Annotated in this window: 11 protein-coding genes; 7 read left to right on the top strand and 4 right to left on the bottom strand. The window is 40.9% G+C overall.

All coding sequences use genetic code 11. The features are described from left to right. Positions 1 to 490 precede the first annotated feature (490 nt). The 5 genes from AC19MX_RS06795 (at position 491) to AC19MX_RS06775 (ending at position 7,908) form a co-directional block, all read left to right on the top strand. Positions 491 to 2,857 carry a phosphoketolase family protein gene (locus AC19MX_RS06795; RefSeq protein ID WP_432399283.1) on the top strand — a complete coding sequence of 789 codons (2,367 nt, stop codon included), beginning with the start codon at positions 491 to 493 and terminating at the stop codon, positions 2,855 to 2,857. Between the two features lie 398 nt (positions 2,858 to 3,255). Further along, entirely contained in the window at positions 3,256 to 4,368 is a 1,113-nt protein-coding gene (locus AC19MX_RS06790) for an OmpA family protein (protein WP_432399284.1), read from the top strand. Between the two features lie 295 nt (positions 4,369 to 4,663). After that, entirely contained in the window at positions 4,664 to 5,617 is a 954-nt protein-coding gene (gene tal, locus AC19MX_RS06785; protein WP_498297218.1) for a transaldolase, read from the top strand. Between the two features lie 15 nt (positions 5,618 to 5,632). Then, positions 5,633 to 7,270 (top strand): glucose-6-phosphate isomerase, encoded by a 1,638-nt coding sequence (gene pgi, locus AC19MX_RS06780; protein WP_498297217.1) that lies wholly within the window; start codon positions 5,633 to 5,635, stop codon positions 7,268 to 7,270. A gap of 452 nt (positions 7,271 to 7,722) precedes the next feature. Next, entirely contained in the window at positions 7,723 to 7,908 is a 186-nt protein-coding gene (locus AC19MX_RS06775; protein ID WP_160053078.1) for a DUF3545 family protein, read from the top strand. A gap of 93 nt (positions 7,909 to 8,001) precedes the next feature. On the opposite strand, the gene AC19MX_RS06770 is transcribed toward AC19MX_RS06775, so the two are convergent. The 4 genes from AC19MX_RS06770 to thrA form a co-directional block, all read right to left on the bottom strand. Beyond that, a complete protein-coding gene (locus AC19MX_RS06770) occupies positions 8,002 to 8,547 on the bottom strand; it encodes a hemerythrin domain-containing protein (RefSeq protein ID WP_498297215.1) in 546 nt (181 codons plus the stop codon). A 223-nt stretch (positions 8,548 to 8,770) separates the two neighbouring features. Then, entirely contained in the window at positions 8,771 to 10,054 is a 1,284-nt protein-coding gene (thrC, locus tag AC19MX_RS06765) for a threonine synthase (protein ID WP_498297214.1), read from the bottom strand. A gap of 45 nt (positions 10,055 to 10,099) precedes the next feature. Further along, the gene (thrB, locus tag AC19MX_RS06760) at positions 10,100 to 11,059 is read right to left on the bottom strand and encodes a homoserine kinase (RefSeq protein ID WP_498297212.1); all 960 of its coding nucleotides are present in this window, start codon (positions 11,057 to 11,059) and stop codon (positions 10,100 to 10,102) included. Further along, on the bottom strand, positions 11,056 to 13,524 hold the full coding sequence (gene thrA / locus AC19MX_RS06755) for a bifunctional aspartate kinase/homoserine dehydrogenase I (RefSeq protein ID WP_498297211.1): 2,469 nt from the start codon (positions 13,522 to 13,524) through the stop codon (positions 11,056 to 11,058). Before thrA ends, thrB begins: the two co-directional genes overlap by 4 nt. A 713-nt stretch (positions 13,525 to 14,237) precedes the next feature. Here thrA and slyD point away from each other — a divergent pair. Both slyD and AC19MX_RS06745 read left to right on the top strand, forming a co-directional pair. Then, on the top strand, positions 14,238 to 14,804 hold the full coding sequence (slyD, locus tag AC19MX_RS06750) for a peptidylprolyl isomerase (RefSeq protein ID WP_432399291.1): 567 nt from the start codon (positions 14,238 to 14,240) through the stop codon (positions 14,802 to 14,804). A gap of 432 nt (positions 14,805 to 15,236) precedes the next feature. After that, complete coding sequence (locus tag AC19MX_RS06745; RefSeq protein ID WP_432399292.1) at positions 15,237 to 15,614, top strand: hypothetical protein; 378 nt, start codon at positions 15,237 to 15,239, stop codon at positions 15,612 to 15,614. Positions 15,615 to 15,639: the final 25 nt, after the last annotated feature.

The raw sequence follows: 15,639 nt of genomic DNA, 5'->3' as shown, positions 1-15,639 counted from the left end.
GTTATTTTTTATTTCAGGTTTAGACCCGAATATTAATCTCGTCATAAACAGACTGAGCACGTCATTGTGCAAACTGTTTTGCGTTAAACGTTTTACCGTTTAAAAATATCAACATTAATTAGTCATTATAAAAGCTAAAGGATGCATATTCATAGGGATTGTTTTGTGAGGTTCTTGAATGCTAAAAGCATGTTACCTACCAGATATTTTACTTAAGTAAATGATACGTTCAGATAACACAAATAAAACAAAAGACCGCAAGTGACCCCAGTCACACTTTAACATTTCTGTTATTAATGCTCTATTCATAAAGCGTCGATAAATCGTTACTAAATTTCAAGCAGTTAGCCCGGTAATGGTTAAAAGTGCGATCTAACATCAAATTCATTACTCAAAAGTTAGATAAAGGCCACATTATTGTAACTAAATTACGAATACAGTGTTCCCCAAGAAAGTTAATTAAATATTTTCACTTTTAATCGAGGTCACTATGACTAACTCAAATGAGATCACAGCGCTAAAAAAATATGTAAGAGCAACTAACTTCCTTGCTACTTCACAAATTTATCTAAAGCAAAACGTACTTTACAAACGTTCTTTACAGCATACAGACATTAAACCTCGCCTTCTTGGGCACTGGGGAACATGTCCTGGTATCAACTTTGTCTACGCTAACGTTAACCGCCTTATTGTTAAACATAATCGTGAATTCATTTACCTTGTTGGTCCTGGCCATGGCTTCCCTGCTGTTCAAGCAAACTTATTTATGGAAGGTTCTTTAAGCCATTTTTATCCAGATACGATCCCGTTTACAGAAACAGGCATCGAAGATATCTGTAAAAAATTCTCAGCGGCATATGGTTACCCATCACACGCTAACCCAGAAGCCCCTGGACAAATCCTTGAAGGTGGTGAACTTGGTTATTCATTGTCTGTCGCTTGGGGTTCTGTACTCGATAACCCTAACCTTATCGCAGCCTGTTTAATTGGTGATGGCGAAGCAGAAACTGGCCCACTCGCGGCATCTTGGTATGCAAACCGTTTAGTCTCTCCTGAGCATAACGGCGCAGTTCTACCTATCGTTCATATCAACGGCTACAAAATTTCAGGTCCTACTCGTATGGGTCGTATGAGCCATGAAGAACTTGATTTAGAATTCCGTGGTCTTGGTTACCACCCAATCATTGTTGACGATGAACTAGAAGCCGACATCTATGAACAGATGATCGCTGCGATGGATTTATCTTATGACATGATTACCGATATTCAACGTCGTGCTCGTTCTGGCGAAGATGTTGTTAAGCCACGCTGGCCAGTTATCTTAATGAGAACTGCGAAAGGTTGGACCGGTACTTCTGAATATGCAGGTAAAAAGCTTGAAGGTAACTGCGAATCTCACCAAGTTATCGTCAATAACTGTGCAACCGACAAAGGTCATTTAGATGCACTGGATCAATGGTTAGCAAGCTATAAGTTTGATGAACTAGTGCAAACTACCGCTGATGGCGAATTAGTATTTGATAAAGACATTTTATCATTAGTACCGCCAAAAGACTTATGCTGTGGCCGTCAACGTCTAAGCTACGGTGGTGAAGTAGTGCGTGCACTCGCTAACCCTGATTTAACTAAATTAGGTTATGGTGCAGAAACCCCTCGTGGTCAACGTGGTTTCTCAATGTTAAAAATGGGTCAATGGATGCGTGATGCATTCAAACTAAACCGCGATCAACGCAACTTGCGTATCTTCAGCCCTGACGAAACTTACTCAAACCAGTTACAAGCTGTATTTGAAGAAACAGACCGCGCTTGGCAGTGGCCAATTGAGAGCTGGGATGAAGATATGTCTCGCGACGGTCGTGTCATTGAGTTGCTATCTGAAAACTTACTTTTTGGTATGCTACACGGATACACAGTAACAGGCCGTCACGGTATGTTCCCAACTTATGAGGCGTTCTCTCAAGTTGTATCTTCAATGGCTGACCAATACTGTAAGTATGTGCATGCTAGCCAAGACATCCATTTCCGTAAGCCAATTCCAGCCTGTAACGTGGTACTGTCTTCGTTACTAGAACGTCAAGATCACAACGGTTATTCTCACCAAAATCCGTCTTTCCTAGGCGCTATGCTTGAGAAGCACCCAAACATTATCTCTGCTTATTTACCAGCAGATGCTAACAGCACCTTAGTTTATACCGAAAAAGCGTATGCCGATCGTGATAAATTGAACATCATTGTTGCGGGTAAAAAGTCACTACCACAATGGTTGTCACTTGATGAAGCCCGTAAGCAAGCGAAAGACGGCATGATGGTGTGGGATTTTGCATCTGATAATAATCCTGATGTTGTTTTAGCAGGCTGCGGTGATTACGCGACTCAAGAATGTATGGCTTCACTGGTACTCATTCGTGAAATATTACCACGTGTACGTATCCGTTTCGTCAGTGTATCAGAGCTACACAGCAGTGGTTTAGGCAGCCTTGAGTTCCAAAGCAAGCCTTGGATGATGGATGAAGTATTCACTGAAGATAAAGGCGTTGTCTTTAACTACCATGGATATCCAAATACCATCAAAAAGTTAGTATTTGACTATAAAGGTAACCGTCGTTTCCGCATTAAAGGTTATGAAGAAGAAGGTTCAACAACGACACCATTTGATATGGGTGTACGTAACGGAACATCTCGCTACCACTTAGTTATCGATATGGCGTACAAATTGTTCCAGCAAGGCGTAATTGATGAATCACAACATGTGACCATCACTACCGACATGTTGCAACGTCTGGTTGACCATAAGAACTACATTAAAGCTAACGGTGTAGATCCTGAAGAAATTGAAAACTGGGTTTGGACGCGTTAATTTGAGTCTTTATTACTAATAAAAATACGCCTTAATGGCGTATTTTTTTTTACAAATACCAAAGATATCGATAAATTAAGGTGTCTTTGAGTAACTTATTAAAAATAAAGACGATATTTACAATTATTTTTCAATCACCCGAGATTCTAAACAATCATCGTTACCAATTGTTTTTATTTGGTTTTTCGTTTCAACATCATCATTTCAACTGTGGTTTTTAATTCACCATTACAAAATATTAATCCTTTTTACTATGGAAAAACATCTAATTACAGCCCATAATTGCGCCGCTGACTATATTACAAAGAATCACCACGCTAAGTGTCAGTAATGCATGACCCTAACAACTCCGTTACATGCATGTATGGTGGAGTAAAATAACAATGGACTAAAAAAATATGATGAAGAACACATTAAAAGTAGTATTACTCACCTCTATGTTACCTTTCGCAGCTTCTGCAGCTGAAGGCCTAACGCCTTGGTATGTTGGTGGTGGTTTAGGTATTAACGATTATCAACAAAATTGCGACAACGCACTAACATGTGGTGACGATGACCCATATGCTTGGGATGTGTTTGGTGGTTACTTATTTAATGAATATATCGGTATTGAATTAGGTTACCGTGATTTAGGTAACGCTGATTGGACTGGTAATGATAACCGCAAATATGATGTTGGCGCTTCAGGTGTTAGCGTTGGTATCGTAGGTTTTCATCCTATAGCTGACAAATGGAGCCTTTCATCAGAAGTAGGTACCTACAGCTATATCCTAGAAAATGACCAGAAATTTAACGGCGTGAATTTAAGCGACTCAGGAATTGCTTTATTCCTTGGCGCTGGTGTTGGTTATAACTTTACTGACAATCTTAAGCTTCAAGCAAAATACCGTCGTTATGAAAACATGGACGCTAAGGTATTAAACAATTTACAAATGGACAGTAACTACTGGGGATTAGCATTAAGCTATCGCTTTGGTACTGCTGCTGCAGCTCCTGTTGCCGCGGCTCCTGTTGTAGCTGCTGTTGTTGCCGCTCCTGGCGATGCTGACAAAGACGGTGTAACAAACAACATCGACAAGTGTCCAGACACACCAATGACTCATAAAGTTGATGCTACTGGTTGTACTGTTTACGAAAACGTTACTACTAAGTATGACTTAGGTGGCATTTTATTTGCTAATGATTCAGCTGAAATCCGTGCAGGTTCATTTGCTGATTTAGAAAAACTAGCAGACCACTTAACTAAATACCCACAGCACACTGTATCTATCGAAGGCCACGCGTCTAACGTAGGTAAAGCTGCTTACAACATGAAGCTTTCAGAGCGTCGTGCAGTAGCCGTTGCAAACTCATTAAATACTAAGTACGGTATCAACAGTACTCGTATCAGCTCTATGGGTTATGGCGTAACTAAACCAGTTATGCAAGGTAGCTCAGCTGAAGCTAACCGTGTTAACCGTCGCATCGAAGCGATTGTTACTGGTACTGAAAAACGTCCAGTAATGCGTTAATAGTTACAATATTACGCTACACTTTAAAGGTCGCTGCTTGCAGCGGCTTTTTTATTTTCAGAACAACCTAAATTTCGTAAAACAGTGATATCCACTGACGTTGCAGTGATTGAGTTGCAAACCCCTTTCTATTTGGTTAACCAATTCTGTCTATTTAGCAACAATATCAGCCGAAATCGAGCGAAAAACAGAGGTTATTTCGTAATTTTTTTACAAATTAAGTTGGAATAATCCTTAAAATCGCTTCTAATAAAGATATAGTTCTATATTAATTGCTTACCGAGAGGAAATTTTCATGGCTAACACACTCGCGCAACTCAAATCATTCACTACCATCGTTGCTGATACCGGCGACATAGAAGCAATAAAGCGTTATCAGCCTGAAGATGCGACCACCAACCCATCATTAATCTTAAAAGCATCTCAAATTCCAGAATATGCACCGCTTATTGATGATGCCATTGCATGGTCTAAAACACAGAGCAGCAATATCGATCAACAAGTTGAAGATGCCGGTGATAAGCTCGCGGTAAATATCGGTGTTGAAATTTTAAAAATAGTACCAGGCCGTATTTCTACAGAAGTTGATGCTCGTCTGTCTTTTGATAAACAACGTTCAATTGATAAAGCGCATAAGCTAATCAAGCTTTACAAAGAAGCGGGTATCGACAAATCTCGCATTTTAATTAAGTTGGCTTCAACTTGGGAAGGCATTTGCGCAGCAAAAGAGCTAGAACAAGAAGGTATTAACTGTAACTTAACCTTACTATTTAGCTTTGCCCAAGCAAGAGCCTGTGCTGAAGCCGGTGTTTATCTTATTTCTCCTTTTGTTGGTCGTATTTTAGATTGGTATAAGAAAGACACTGGTCAAGATTACACCGCTCAAACCGACCCTGGTGTTGTTTCTGTGACAGAAATCTATGACTACTACAAGCAACACGGTTACAACACAGTTGTGATGGGTGCAAGCTTTAGAAACATCGGTGAAATTATTGAGCTGGCTGGTTGTGATCGCTTAACCATTGGCCCTGCACTTTTAGAAGAATTGGCAAACAGTGATGTAACGATTAGCCGTAAGCTTGTTGCTACAACATCAACCGTTGCAGCACCAACAGCATTAACTGAAGAACAGTTCCGCTGGGCATTTAACGAAGATCCAATGGCCGTAGACAAATTGGCCGAAGGTATTCGTAACTTTGCTATTGACCAAGGCAAACTAGAAGTGATGTTAAAAACCAAATTAAGCTAGTTGGAGATTTTACTCGTGACAAAACTCACTCAAAGTACGACGTGGAAAGCATTACAGGCTCATACAAGCCAGTTGCCCCATATGCGTGAACTCTTTGCTCAAAACCCACAACGTTTCGAGCAAATGAGTGTTAAAGCATGTGGACTATTTTTAGATTATTCTAAAAACCGTATCAACGATGACACACTTGAGCTACTTTTTTCACTGGCGAATGAAGCAAACTTAAGCGAAAAAATTACCGCGATGTTTAAAGGCGACGTGATTAACAATACTGAGCAGCGTTCAGTATTGCACACCGCTCTTAGAAGCAAAGCTGATCAAAAAATCATAGCTGAAGGCGCTGATATCGTACCAGAGGTACAGCAAACCTTGAGTAAGATGGCTGGATTTGTTGAATCAGTGCAATCTGGTCAATGGAAAGGCTATACCGGCAAATCAATTACTGACATTGTGAGTATTGGCATTGGCGGATCATTTCTTGGGCCGAAGATAGTCTCTCAAGCACTAAGACCATATTGGCAAGCGGGGCTTAATTGTCACTTTGTTGCCAACGTTGATGCATCATCCATTTGTGAGAAGCTTAAAGGTTTAAATGCCGAAACCACGTTATTTGTTATGTCATCTAAGTCATTTGGCACTCAAGAAACGCTAACAAATACATTAAGCGCAAAAGAGTGGTTTTTAGCACAAGGTGCAACGCAGCAAGATATTGCTCAACACTTTGTAGCGGTTACATCTAACGTAGCTAAAGCGACTGATTTCGGTATGGATGCAAACAACATTTTCCCAATGTGGGATTGGGTTGGTGGCCGTTACTCATTATGGTCTGCAATTGGTTTGCCTATTGCGTTACTTGTCGGCATGGATAACTTCAAAGCCTTGCTCGATGGTGCTCATCAAATGGATGAACACTTTGCATCGGCTCCGTTAGCACAAAATATGCCTGTCATCATGGCGATGTTATCTGTGCTATATGGTAATTTCCATGGTGCTCAATCACATGTAATTTTAACCTATGACCATTATTTACGTGGTTTACCCGCCTACTTCCAACAGCTAGATATGGAAAGTAACGGTAAGTCTGTCACTCTTGATGGTAGCGAAGTAGATTACAGTACTGGCCCTGTTATTTGGGGCGGCGAAGGGACCAATGGTCAACACGCCTATCACCAGTTGCTACACCAAGGTACGGCATTAATTCCTGCTGACTTTATTATGCCACTGCAAAGCCATAATCCTTTGGGCGAGCATCATGATCAACTTGCATCAAACTGCTTTGGTCAAACCCAAGCATTAATGCAAGGGCGTACTTATGATGAAGCATTATCTGAGCTAGGTAGCAGTAAGCTTGATGATCAAGAAAAAGCGCTTATCGCCAAACATAAAGTCATGTCAGGCAATAAGCCAAGCAATACCTTATTGATGGACAAGCTAACCCCTACAACGTTAGGTGCGTTAATTGCGCTATACGAACACCGTACATTCGTACAAGGTGCAATATGGCAAATAAACTCATTTGATCAATGGGGTGTTGAGCTCGGTAAACAGCTAGGCAATGATGTACTCGAGCGAATTGGTGCTAAGCAAGATGCAACAGAGTTAGACGCATCGAGTAATGCATTAGTGAATATTTATCGTCAAGGTAAACTTTAACTCGCAGGTTTGCTTATCTTTTTGCTGTGAATGAATAATGCCGCTCACTTAATCTGAGCGGCATTTTTATTAGCTTGCACTAACGCCCCTCCGAACTTCGACCACAAAACATCTGTAAATATCAGCCAGCCTCATGACATCCAATAAACTGTAAGCGTGCTGTAAGCAAAAAACAAACCGAATAATGCACCATTTAAATCTCAATGTTAAAACTGTTCAGATAACGTATTTCAGCGCATCGAAATAACGGCAAAAACTCATCTTCAAGTGATTATTTTAATTAACGAAAATCGAATATAACTAGGTAAAACCTGTGTTTTATTGTTGTATATAGTCGATATTCACTAAAACGTGATGTTTTGGTAACGTAAATGCAACACAAGTGTTGCACCCTATAGTTGAAATATGATACTTATTTGTGCAGAGACATCATAATAACAAGGGAGGTTACCATGGATCGATTAGACTATGGTGGTGCGCTAGACGAAGTTGTTGAAAGACCAAGCCGCTCAAAAAGCTCGTCCAAGAAACGTAAATGGCGTGAAATTGAAGCCATTAAAGACAAACAACGTTTACTCAAGGAATTGCAAGATATCGATGATTCATTCGATTTCGATGTTAGTACATTAGTGCTCTAATGATCCAAATGCACAATCCTTGATTGTCGCTAACATCACACAAAAAGAGTGCATATTGCGCTCTTTTTATTATTCCGACACCCGTCGCTAGAGTTACAAAGGCTTATCAACCCTGTCGATGTGAGCTCGCAGGTCCTCAAACATGGATTTATCATTATCATTAAAAAGCGGATCATCAACTAAACGCTGCTGACATAAGATTGCAACCCTGTCCCAATCGTTATCGTCTAACGTACTGACAAAAAGCGGAAAAACCTCCCGTTCCTCATATTCCATATGCAATTGCTGCAATTGGATATAATCCTTTAAGTCTTTTATCAGTTTTTCACGAGAAATAACCACATCAGACAAAATCATATTCAAACTGTAGATAAGCGATCCAGATGCTTCAGCCAATCGATGATGCTCGTTATATAATTGACCACAATTCGCTAAGCCAGCTTTATTGCTGTAATAATCAAAAATAATATCCTCTAGGGGATGGTGACTGTGTTCTGCATAACCTTGCATGTACTCAACAATATCCCTGACAAGATTGAAATTAACCCCATTCCCATCGGCTAATCGAGTCAATTTATCTGAAAGGATATTCAACAAAATGGCAATATGTTTATGATCGCGCATTAGACGTTGCAACATAACCTTCTCCAGTCATTTCGGTAATCAATACTCATGTATAAATAATAGCCAACATTCTCGTTTTTTCTAATCTACACTAGGATCTACAAAATGAGGTATGACCAAGATCATACTATTGGAATATAAAAAAACACCTAACACCAGTCATCCGAGTATTAAGTGTTTTATCATATTAGCATTGAGAAGATCTTGAGCGTATTTCACTCCAAATAGTATTGCTGGATTACGCTAGCACCTTAAACATATGTGCTTTAAGCACATCAAAATCCGCGGCAAACTCAGCTGATAAAATAGGCTTGTGTGCAATTGCTGCTAACTCTGGTGGTAAAGGTAAATTAATAGATAACTGTTTATCTACGACATCTTTAAACTTAGCAGGATGAGCTGTACCAAGAAATATTCCGCTTTCGTTACCTGTTAAGCCCAAAGTTAATGCATGTGCTGCAATCGCCGCATGAGGCTCAGAAAGATACCCCGCTTGATACAGTTGAGCTAACGCGGCCGCGGTATCTGTTTCAGATAATGCAATGCCCGTCACTAACGATAGCGGCCAACCCATTTGTTCACATATGGCTTCAACACGTGGCCAATTGCTTGGTTCAGATACATCCATCGCATTTGACATAGTTGCTACCGTTTTATGTGGCTGCCATGCTCCCTCTTGCAAATAACGAGGCACCGTATCATTACTATTGGTGGCAGCAATAAAACGTTTGATTGGCAATCCCATTGCTTTGGCAAACAAACCCGCCGTTAAATTACCAAAATTACCGCTGGGTACGGACAAAACAATCTCATCATTACCAGCTTTTTGGGCTTGTGCCACGGCTTCAAAGTAATAACAAATCTGGGCTAATAAACGGCTAATATTAATAGAGTTAGCCGAGTTTAATGCTAATCCGTCACGTACATCACTGTCGTCAAATGCTTGTTTTACTAAATGCTGACAGGCATCAAAGTCTGATGTCACCGCCACGGTGTGAATATTCTTACCTAGAGTGGTAAACATTTTTTCTTGGAGTTCACTGATTTTACCTTTTGGGTAAAGCACCATCACATTGACGTTATCTAAACCATAAAATGCGTCAGCAACTGCGGCACCAGTGTCACCCGAAGTCGCAGTGAGAATGGTTAGCTTTTTATTACCAGCAAGTAAATTGACACACTGAGCCATAAATCGAGCGCCAAAATCTTTAAATGCTAATGTTGGGCCGTGAAATAATTCTAAACAAGCACGCTTCTCGTCAACGTTGGTAAGCGGCACATCAAAAGTAAACGCATTATCAACAAGTTTATCAACGCTATCCTGACCTAATTCATCGGCCAACCAAGCACCCAATACTTTTTTGCTTCTTGCAGCAAAAGGCAATGCCAATAAGGCATCCATATCGGCTAAAACAGGGATCGATTTTGGAAAAAACAACCCTCTGTCTTTGCCTAATCCCAGTTGTACTGCTTCACTGAAATTTACTACCTGTGATGGGTGTTTTAAATTATATAATTCCATTACGACTGCCTTTTTCAATTTCAAATAAATAATATCTAGTTGCGGTTACACGCAGCGGGTACCTAATTGATCTAATTTACACACATGGGCAAAACCGCCAGCCTGTGAAATATAGTGTTGCATTAACCAGTCTTTGGCTTTTTCAGCCGTGGCTAAATCGTCTGTAACGCTAAACAACGTTGGGCCGCTTCCCGAAATACCGGTCGTTAACATACCTAAGTCAGCCAATGCCGCTCGAGCATCGGTATAACCTGGTATTGCCGCCGCACGATAAGGTTCTGCCAATACATCTTTAAGCATTTCAATTGCCAATGGTGCATCTTGCTGATAACTCGCGTGTACAAAAGCACTTAAGTAGCGTCCAAAATCGATAGCGACCGATTTATCATATTTTGCAGGTAATAACTCACGCATTTTAGCGGTAGATAAAGAAATACCAGGATAAGCCACCACCCAATACCAATTGTCAAAGCTAGGAATAGTCGCGCAGGCTTTATTGCTTGAATTGAGCATTAATTGCATGCCCCCCAAATAACAGGGGGCAACGTTATCGTAATGAACACTGCCGGAAATTTTACCTTCAAATTCACCCATTAATCCCAGTAAAGCTTGCTCACCAAATGGGTTGCCGAAATGTTCATTTAACGCATAAAGAGCTGCCACAACAGAGCTTGCACTAGAACCTAAACCACTGCCTACTGGGAGGTTTTTTTCTAAACAAATCGCCACACCATCTTTACGTTGCAGTTTATTCAAAAAGAACTCTGCACACTGATACACAATGTTATCTTTACCTTCGGGTGGTAATTTATGAGCCCATTCACCTGTTTGACTAAAGTGTACACCCGTGTCTGCAACACTGATCATCACTCTATCACCTAGGAGTGAACCATCAATTGGGGCTAATGCCGCGCCTAATAAATCAAATCCAACGCCTACATTTCCCATTGACGCTGGAGCATATACGGTAAGCATTTCTTGACTGGCCTTTACCGCTTGATTCATAGCCCAACCTCACGAGTCCAATTTAAGGTTCTGAGTACATCAGCAAATGCACCTGCGGCAGTTACCGCTGTACCAGCACCATAACCTCTTAGAACAAACGGAATTGGCTGATAATAGCGACTATAAAATGCCAGTGCATTTTCGCCGCCTTTAACACTGTATAAAGGATCGGTTGCATCAACCTCAACAATTCTTACATAACATTGGCCTTCATCAATTTGGCCAACATAACGCAATACTTTACCTTGGGCTTTAGCTGCATTCACGCGAGCTGATATTTCAGCATCCAATGAAGGTAATTTAGCCATAAATTGGTTTACATCACCTGAGTCGTCAAATGTGGCAGGTAGAACAGATTCGATATTAATATCACTTAACTCAAGTGGTAAGCCGACCTCACGAGCAAGGATCAACACTTTACGAGCGACATCCATACCACTTAAATCATCACGAGGATCAGGCTCAGTAAAGCACTTCTCACGCGCAATTGTTGTTGCTTCAGATAAACTCATACCCTCATCGAGCATACCGAATATATACGATAACGATCCCGAAAGAATGCCGTTAAATTTATGCAACTTATCACCGGCATAAAGCAATTTTTTCAAATTATCGATAACCGGTAAACCTGCACCTACAGTCGTTTCATATAAAAATTGACGACGTTGGGTTAACGCAGTTTGGCGCAGAGCCTGATAATAAGCATAGTCACGAGTGTTAGATTTCTTATTAGGCGTTACCACATGAAAGCCGGCATTCATCACTTCAATATAGCGGTCTGACACCAATTCACTTGACGTACAATCAACCAGTACTGGGTTCAATAGTTGCTGTTCTTGACCCCACTCAAGTAATTTGGCTAAGTCATAATCTTGGCCTTTTTCTACCAGTAATGTCTGCCAATCGTTGAGCTCGATACCTTCACTATTGAGTAGCATTTGTCGCGAATTGGCGATGCCACAGACTCGAATACTGATATGCTGTTCTTTCAACATGGCCGCTTGTTGCTTTATTTGGTCTAATAATCCAGCCCCAACATTGCCACTTCCCACTAAAAACACATCTACATATTGTTGAACATCAAAAAAGGCTTGATGACACGCACCAATGGCATGTTTGGTCTTTTTTTGCTGAATAACCGTTGAGATAGAGCGCTCAGATGAGCCTTGGGCAATCGCCACAATATTCACGCTGGCTTTAGCTAAGGCACTGAAAAACTTAGCCGCTACCCCTTTATGCGTTTTCATACCATCACCGATAAGTGACACTATCGACAAGTCTTGGCGCTGCTCGATGGGTTCGAGTAATTCATTTTTTATTTCAAGCTCAAACTCTTGCTCTAAAGCCCATTTCGCTTTGTTTGCATCATGAGTCGCCACACAAAAACTAATACTGTATTCCGACGAACTTTGAGTAATCAATGACACAGAGATACCACTACGAGAGATAGCGGCTAACGTACGGCTCGCCATTCCCACCATGCCTTTCATGCCTGGGCCTGATACGTTAAACATGGTTTGATTGTCTAGATTTGAAATGGCTTTAACTTGTAACCCTGTTTGGTCAGCCTCATTTGACACTAACGTGCCTGGAGCTGATGGATTGAAGCTATTTTTGATGTAACAAGGAATATGATACTGCGCAATGGGTGCGATTGTTTTTGGGTGCAATACTTTAGCGCCAAAATAAGACAGCTCCATCGCCTCTTGATAACTTAATTGCGATAACAGTTTTGCATCAGCGACGACACGAGGGTCGGTGTTATACACCCCATCAACGTCAGTCCAAATCTCACAACTTGACGCATCTAAACAAGCGGCGAGTACTGCGGCAGAATAGTCTGAACCGTTACGCCCTAACGTCACCACATTGCCGTGCGCATCTGCGGCAGTAAAGCCAGGCATCACCCATACACGATATTGATCTAACGGCAGGGCAGCAAAACGCGGCTTACTCACGCAAATATCAACAACCGACTCTAAAGGCTGACCATGTCCCAAAAACAGTGCAACAGGATCTAATTGCGCCGAAGTCAGCCCCTTAGCTAACATGACTTGTTCCATTAGCGCTGCAGACAAACGTTCACCCGTTACAACAATTTGGGCTCGAACACTGTCAGGGCATTCAGCCAATAACTTAACCCCATGCAGCTTGTCTTGCCAAACGAGCATTTGCGCCGCTAACTTAGCGACTAACATCTCGTACTGCGGTTTATTCAGTAACGACACTGACGCTTCGTTAAATAAACTGTTAAAAACCTGATTGATATGCTCTAACACAGGTTGGTAATCTTGTTGGCTAACCGCGAGATCAACCATTTCGAGTAACGCATTTGTCACAGTTGCAGGAGCTGAAAGTACCGTAGCGACAGGCTCAGCAGATGAAGAATCTGCAATAATATCTGCTGCCATTGAAAAACGAGACCAATTCGCCAGCGACGTTCCGCCAAATTTCATTACCTTCATCTACTTCTCCCTGTCACCAAACAATGACGACATTAATTTAATATACTTGAATTAAAAACAAAAAAGCCCGCTTCTGTTGTGGGAAGCGGGCTTGTTGTACAAATCTTTTAGGGTGTAATCAGCCCGCCCCCACTATGGTAATAGTGGTGGTTGTAATGGTAGTAATTACAACGAGCATAAGGGTATACATCTGATAATCTCTTGTTTTCATTTAGCAACACACAATAGTAAGCTGCCGAATTAGCTGATACACATTGGGTAACAGAATTGCTTTTTTTGCCCACAGTTGTCAACCCCTGCTTACAGTTTATTTCCAAGTTATTTTAACAAACGAGTTGATTTATATTATTTTTGAATTTCATAATTTAAAAATAGCGACATTGGAATAGCTAACCACTCATTGATACCCTGTTTACGTCAACGTAAATCGATGCATGAAAAAGGATAATCTATTATTTTTCAGTAGCATATACTGACACCTTGAAAATGTAATTATGTAGAAAAAACCTTACCTAACGAATATCAGCATAATGGACTTAAGCATCAGTTCTTAGATTGATTAAGCTGATTTATTTTAATCATTAACGTAAATATTTTAACAAGTCGCTTACAAAATTAAAAAAGCTGTGATTGGATAAGCAAAAACTGATGTTTGTCATCGCAGGCTGCTAATAAAGTACGGTATGATGCGCACATCACGAATTGGAGGCGATATGAAAATTTCAAAACATGCAGCGGTCACTATTCATTACCGTTTATCTGATGAGCAAGGCGAGTTAATTGAAAGTTCTTTTGATGGTGAACCAATGGTTTACTTGCAAGGTACAGACAACTTAATCCCAGGACTCGAATCAGTATTAGAAGGCAAAGAAGCCGGCGAAAAAATTGAAGCTGATATTCCTGCGGCTCAAGGTTACGGCGAATATCACCCAGGCCTAAAACAAGAAGTTCCAATTAGCGCATTTGGTGACGTTGAAGACATTATTCCAGGCATGCGCTTTATTGCAGAAACAGAGCTCGGACAACGTCCTGTGCAAGTGACTGAAGTGAAAGATGATGTGATTGTTGTAGATGGAAACCACCCACTTGCAGGTCAAGCATTACACTTTAGTGTAGAAGTGATTGCAGTACGTGAAGCAACGGCAGAAGAACTCGCTCACGGGCACGTTCATGCTGAAGGCGGCTGTGGTAGTCACGGACATGATCACGACCATGAACACGGCTCTTGTGGTTCTGAGAAACCGGGTTGTGATGGTAATGGCGGCTGCGGCTGTCACTAATAATGCTGAGATAAATCCTCTCTGCGTCATTAGAAAGTTTGAAAAAACATCAAGGCATTGTCTAAGTTCTAGGCAGTGCCTTTTTTTATACGTTATAATTAACACGTAAATAACATGAGCTAGGGATGCTAGGAATAATAAACTCATTTCAAACAATCCTTTGCTCAGCTAACAGCGTTGAACCGACTTACGATAGGCTAGCTATTGCAGCGGCAATTAACCTTATTAGCATAACCAATGGCAGGCTTAAAAGTGAGATGGATTAACATGCTGATTTTTTAATAGCATAAGTGCATCCTTATATCCTGAGTCAAGGTTAAGTAACCACAATTAGTCAGACTTATCGCCACTACTGTAAAGGACAACAAAGTAGTGAAGATCCTCACTAATTGTCTATCCATATAAGAATTAATACATAGCGACGGAGTGCTTATGTTAATCAAACCCGTATACGAATTACTACCTTACAGCTATATGATCGTTGGCACGGTAAGCCTATTTTTACTTGAGCCAAGCTACGCTTTAGTCGCTTCCATAGTGGTCTACTTATACGGTGCCCACGTTTATAACTTACGTTCAAAAAATCGTCGTACAGATCCCAAGCGAAAGCGTAAACCTGGGGCAGTTCCTGAAACCTTGTATGGTCTGATGCCTTTTATTTATGTTTTTTCAGCGCTCAGTCTTTACCGTTTCTATCCAAGAGATTCAAGCACATTATTTGCATTGTGCTTAGTCACCTACGGCGTTTATTTAATGATGAGACGTTCAAGCTACCGACACCATAAGTACCCTAAAAGCATCCGCCAGTAAGTGCTTAACACACTAAAGAGCCAAT

The sequence above is a fragment of the Shewanella sp. MF05956 genome (assembly GCF_059758055.1).
Note: the sequence above shows the minus strand (reverse complement) of the source record. Positions and strands in the feature narration are given on the sequence as shown.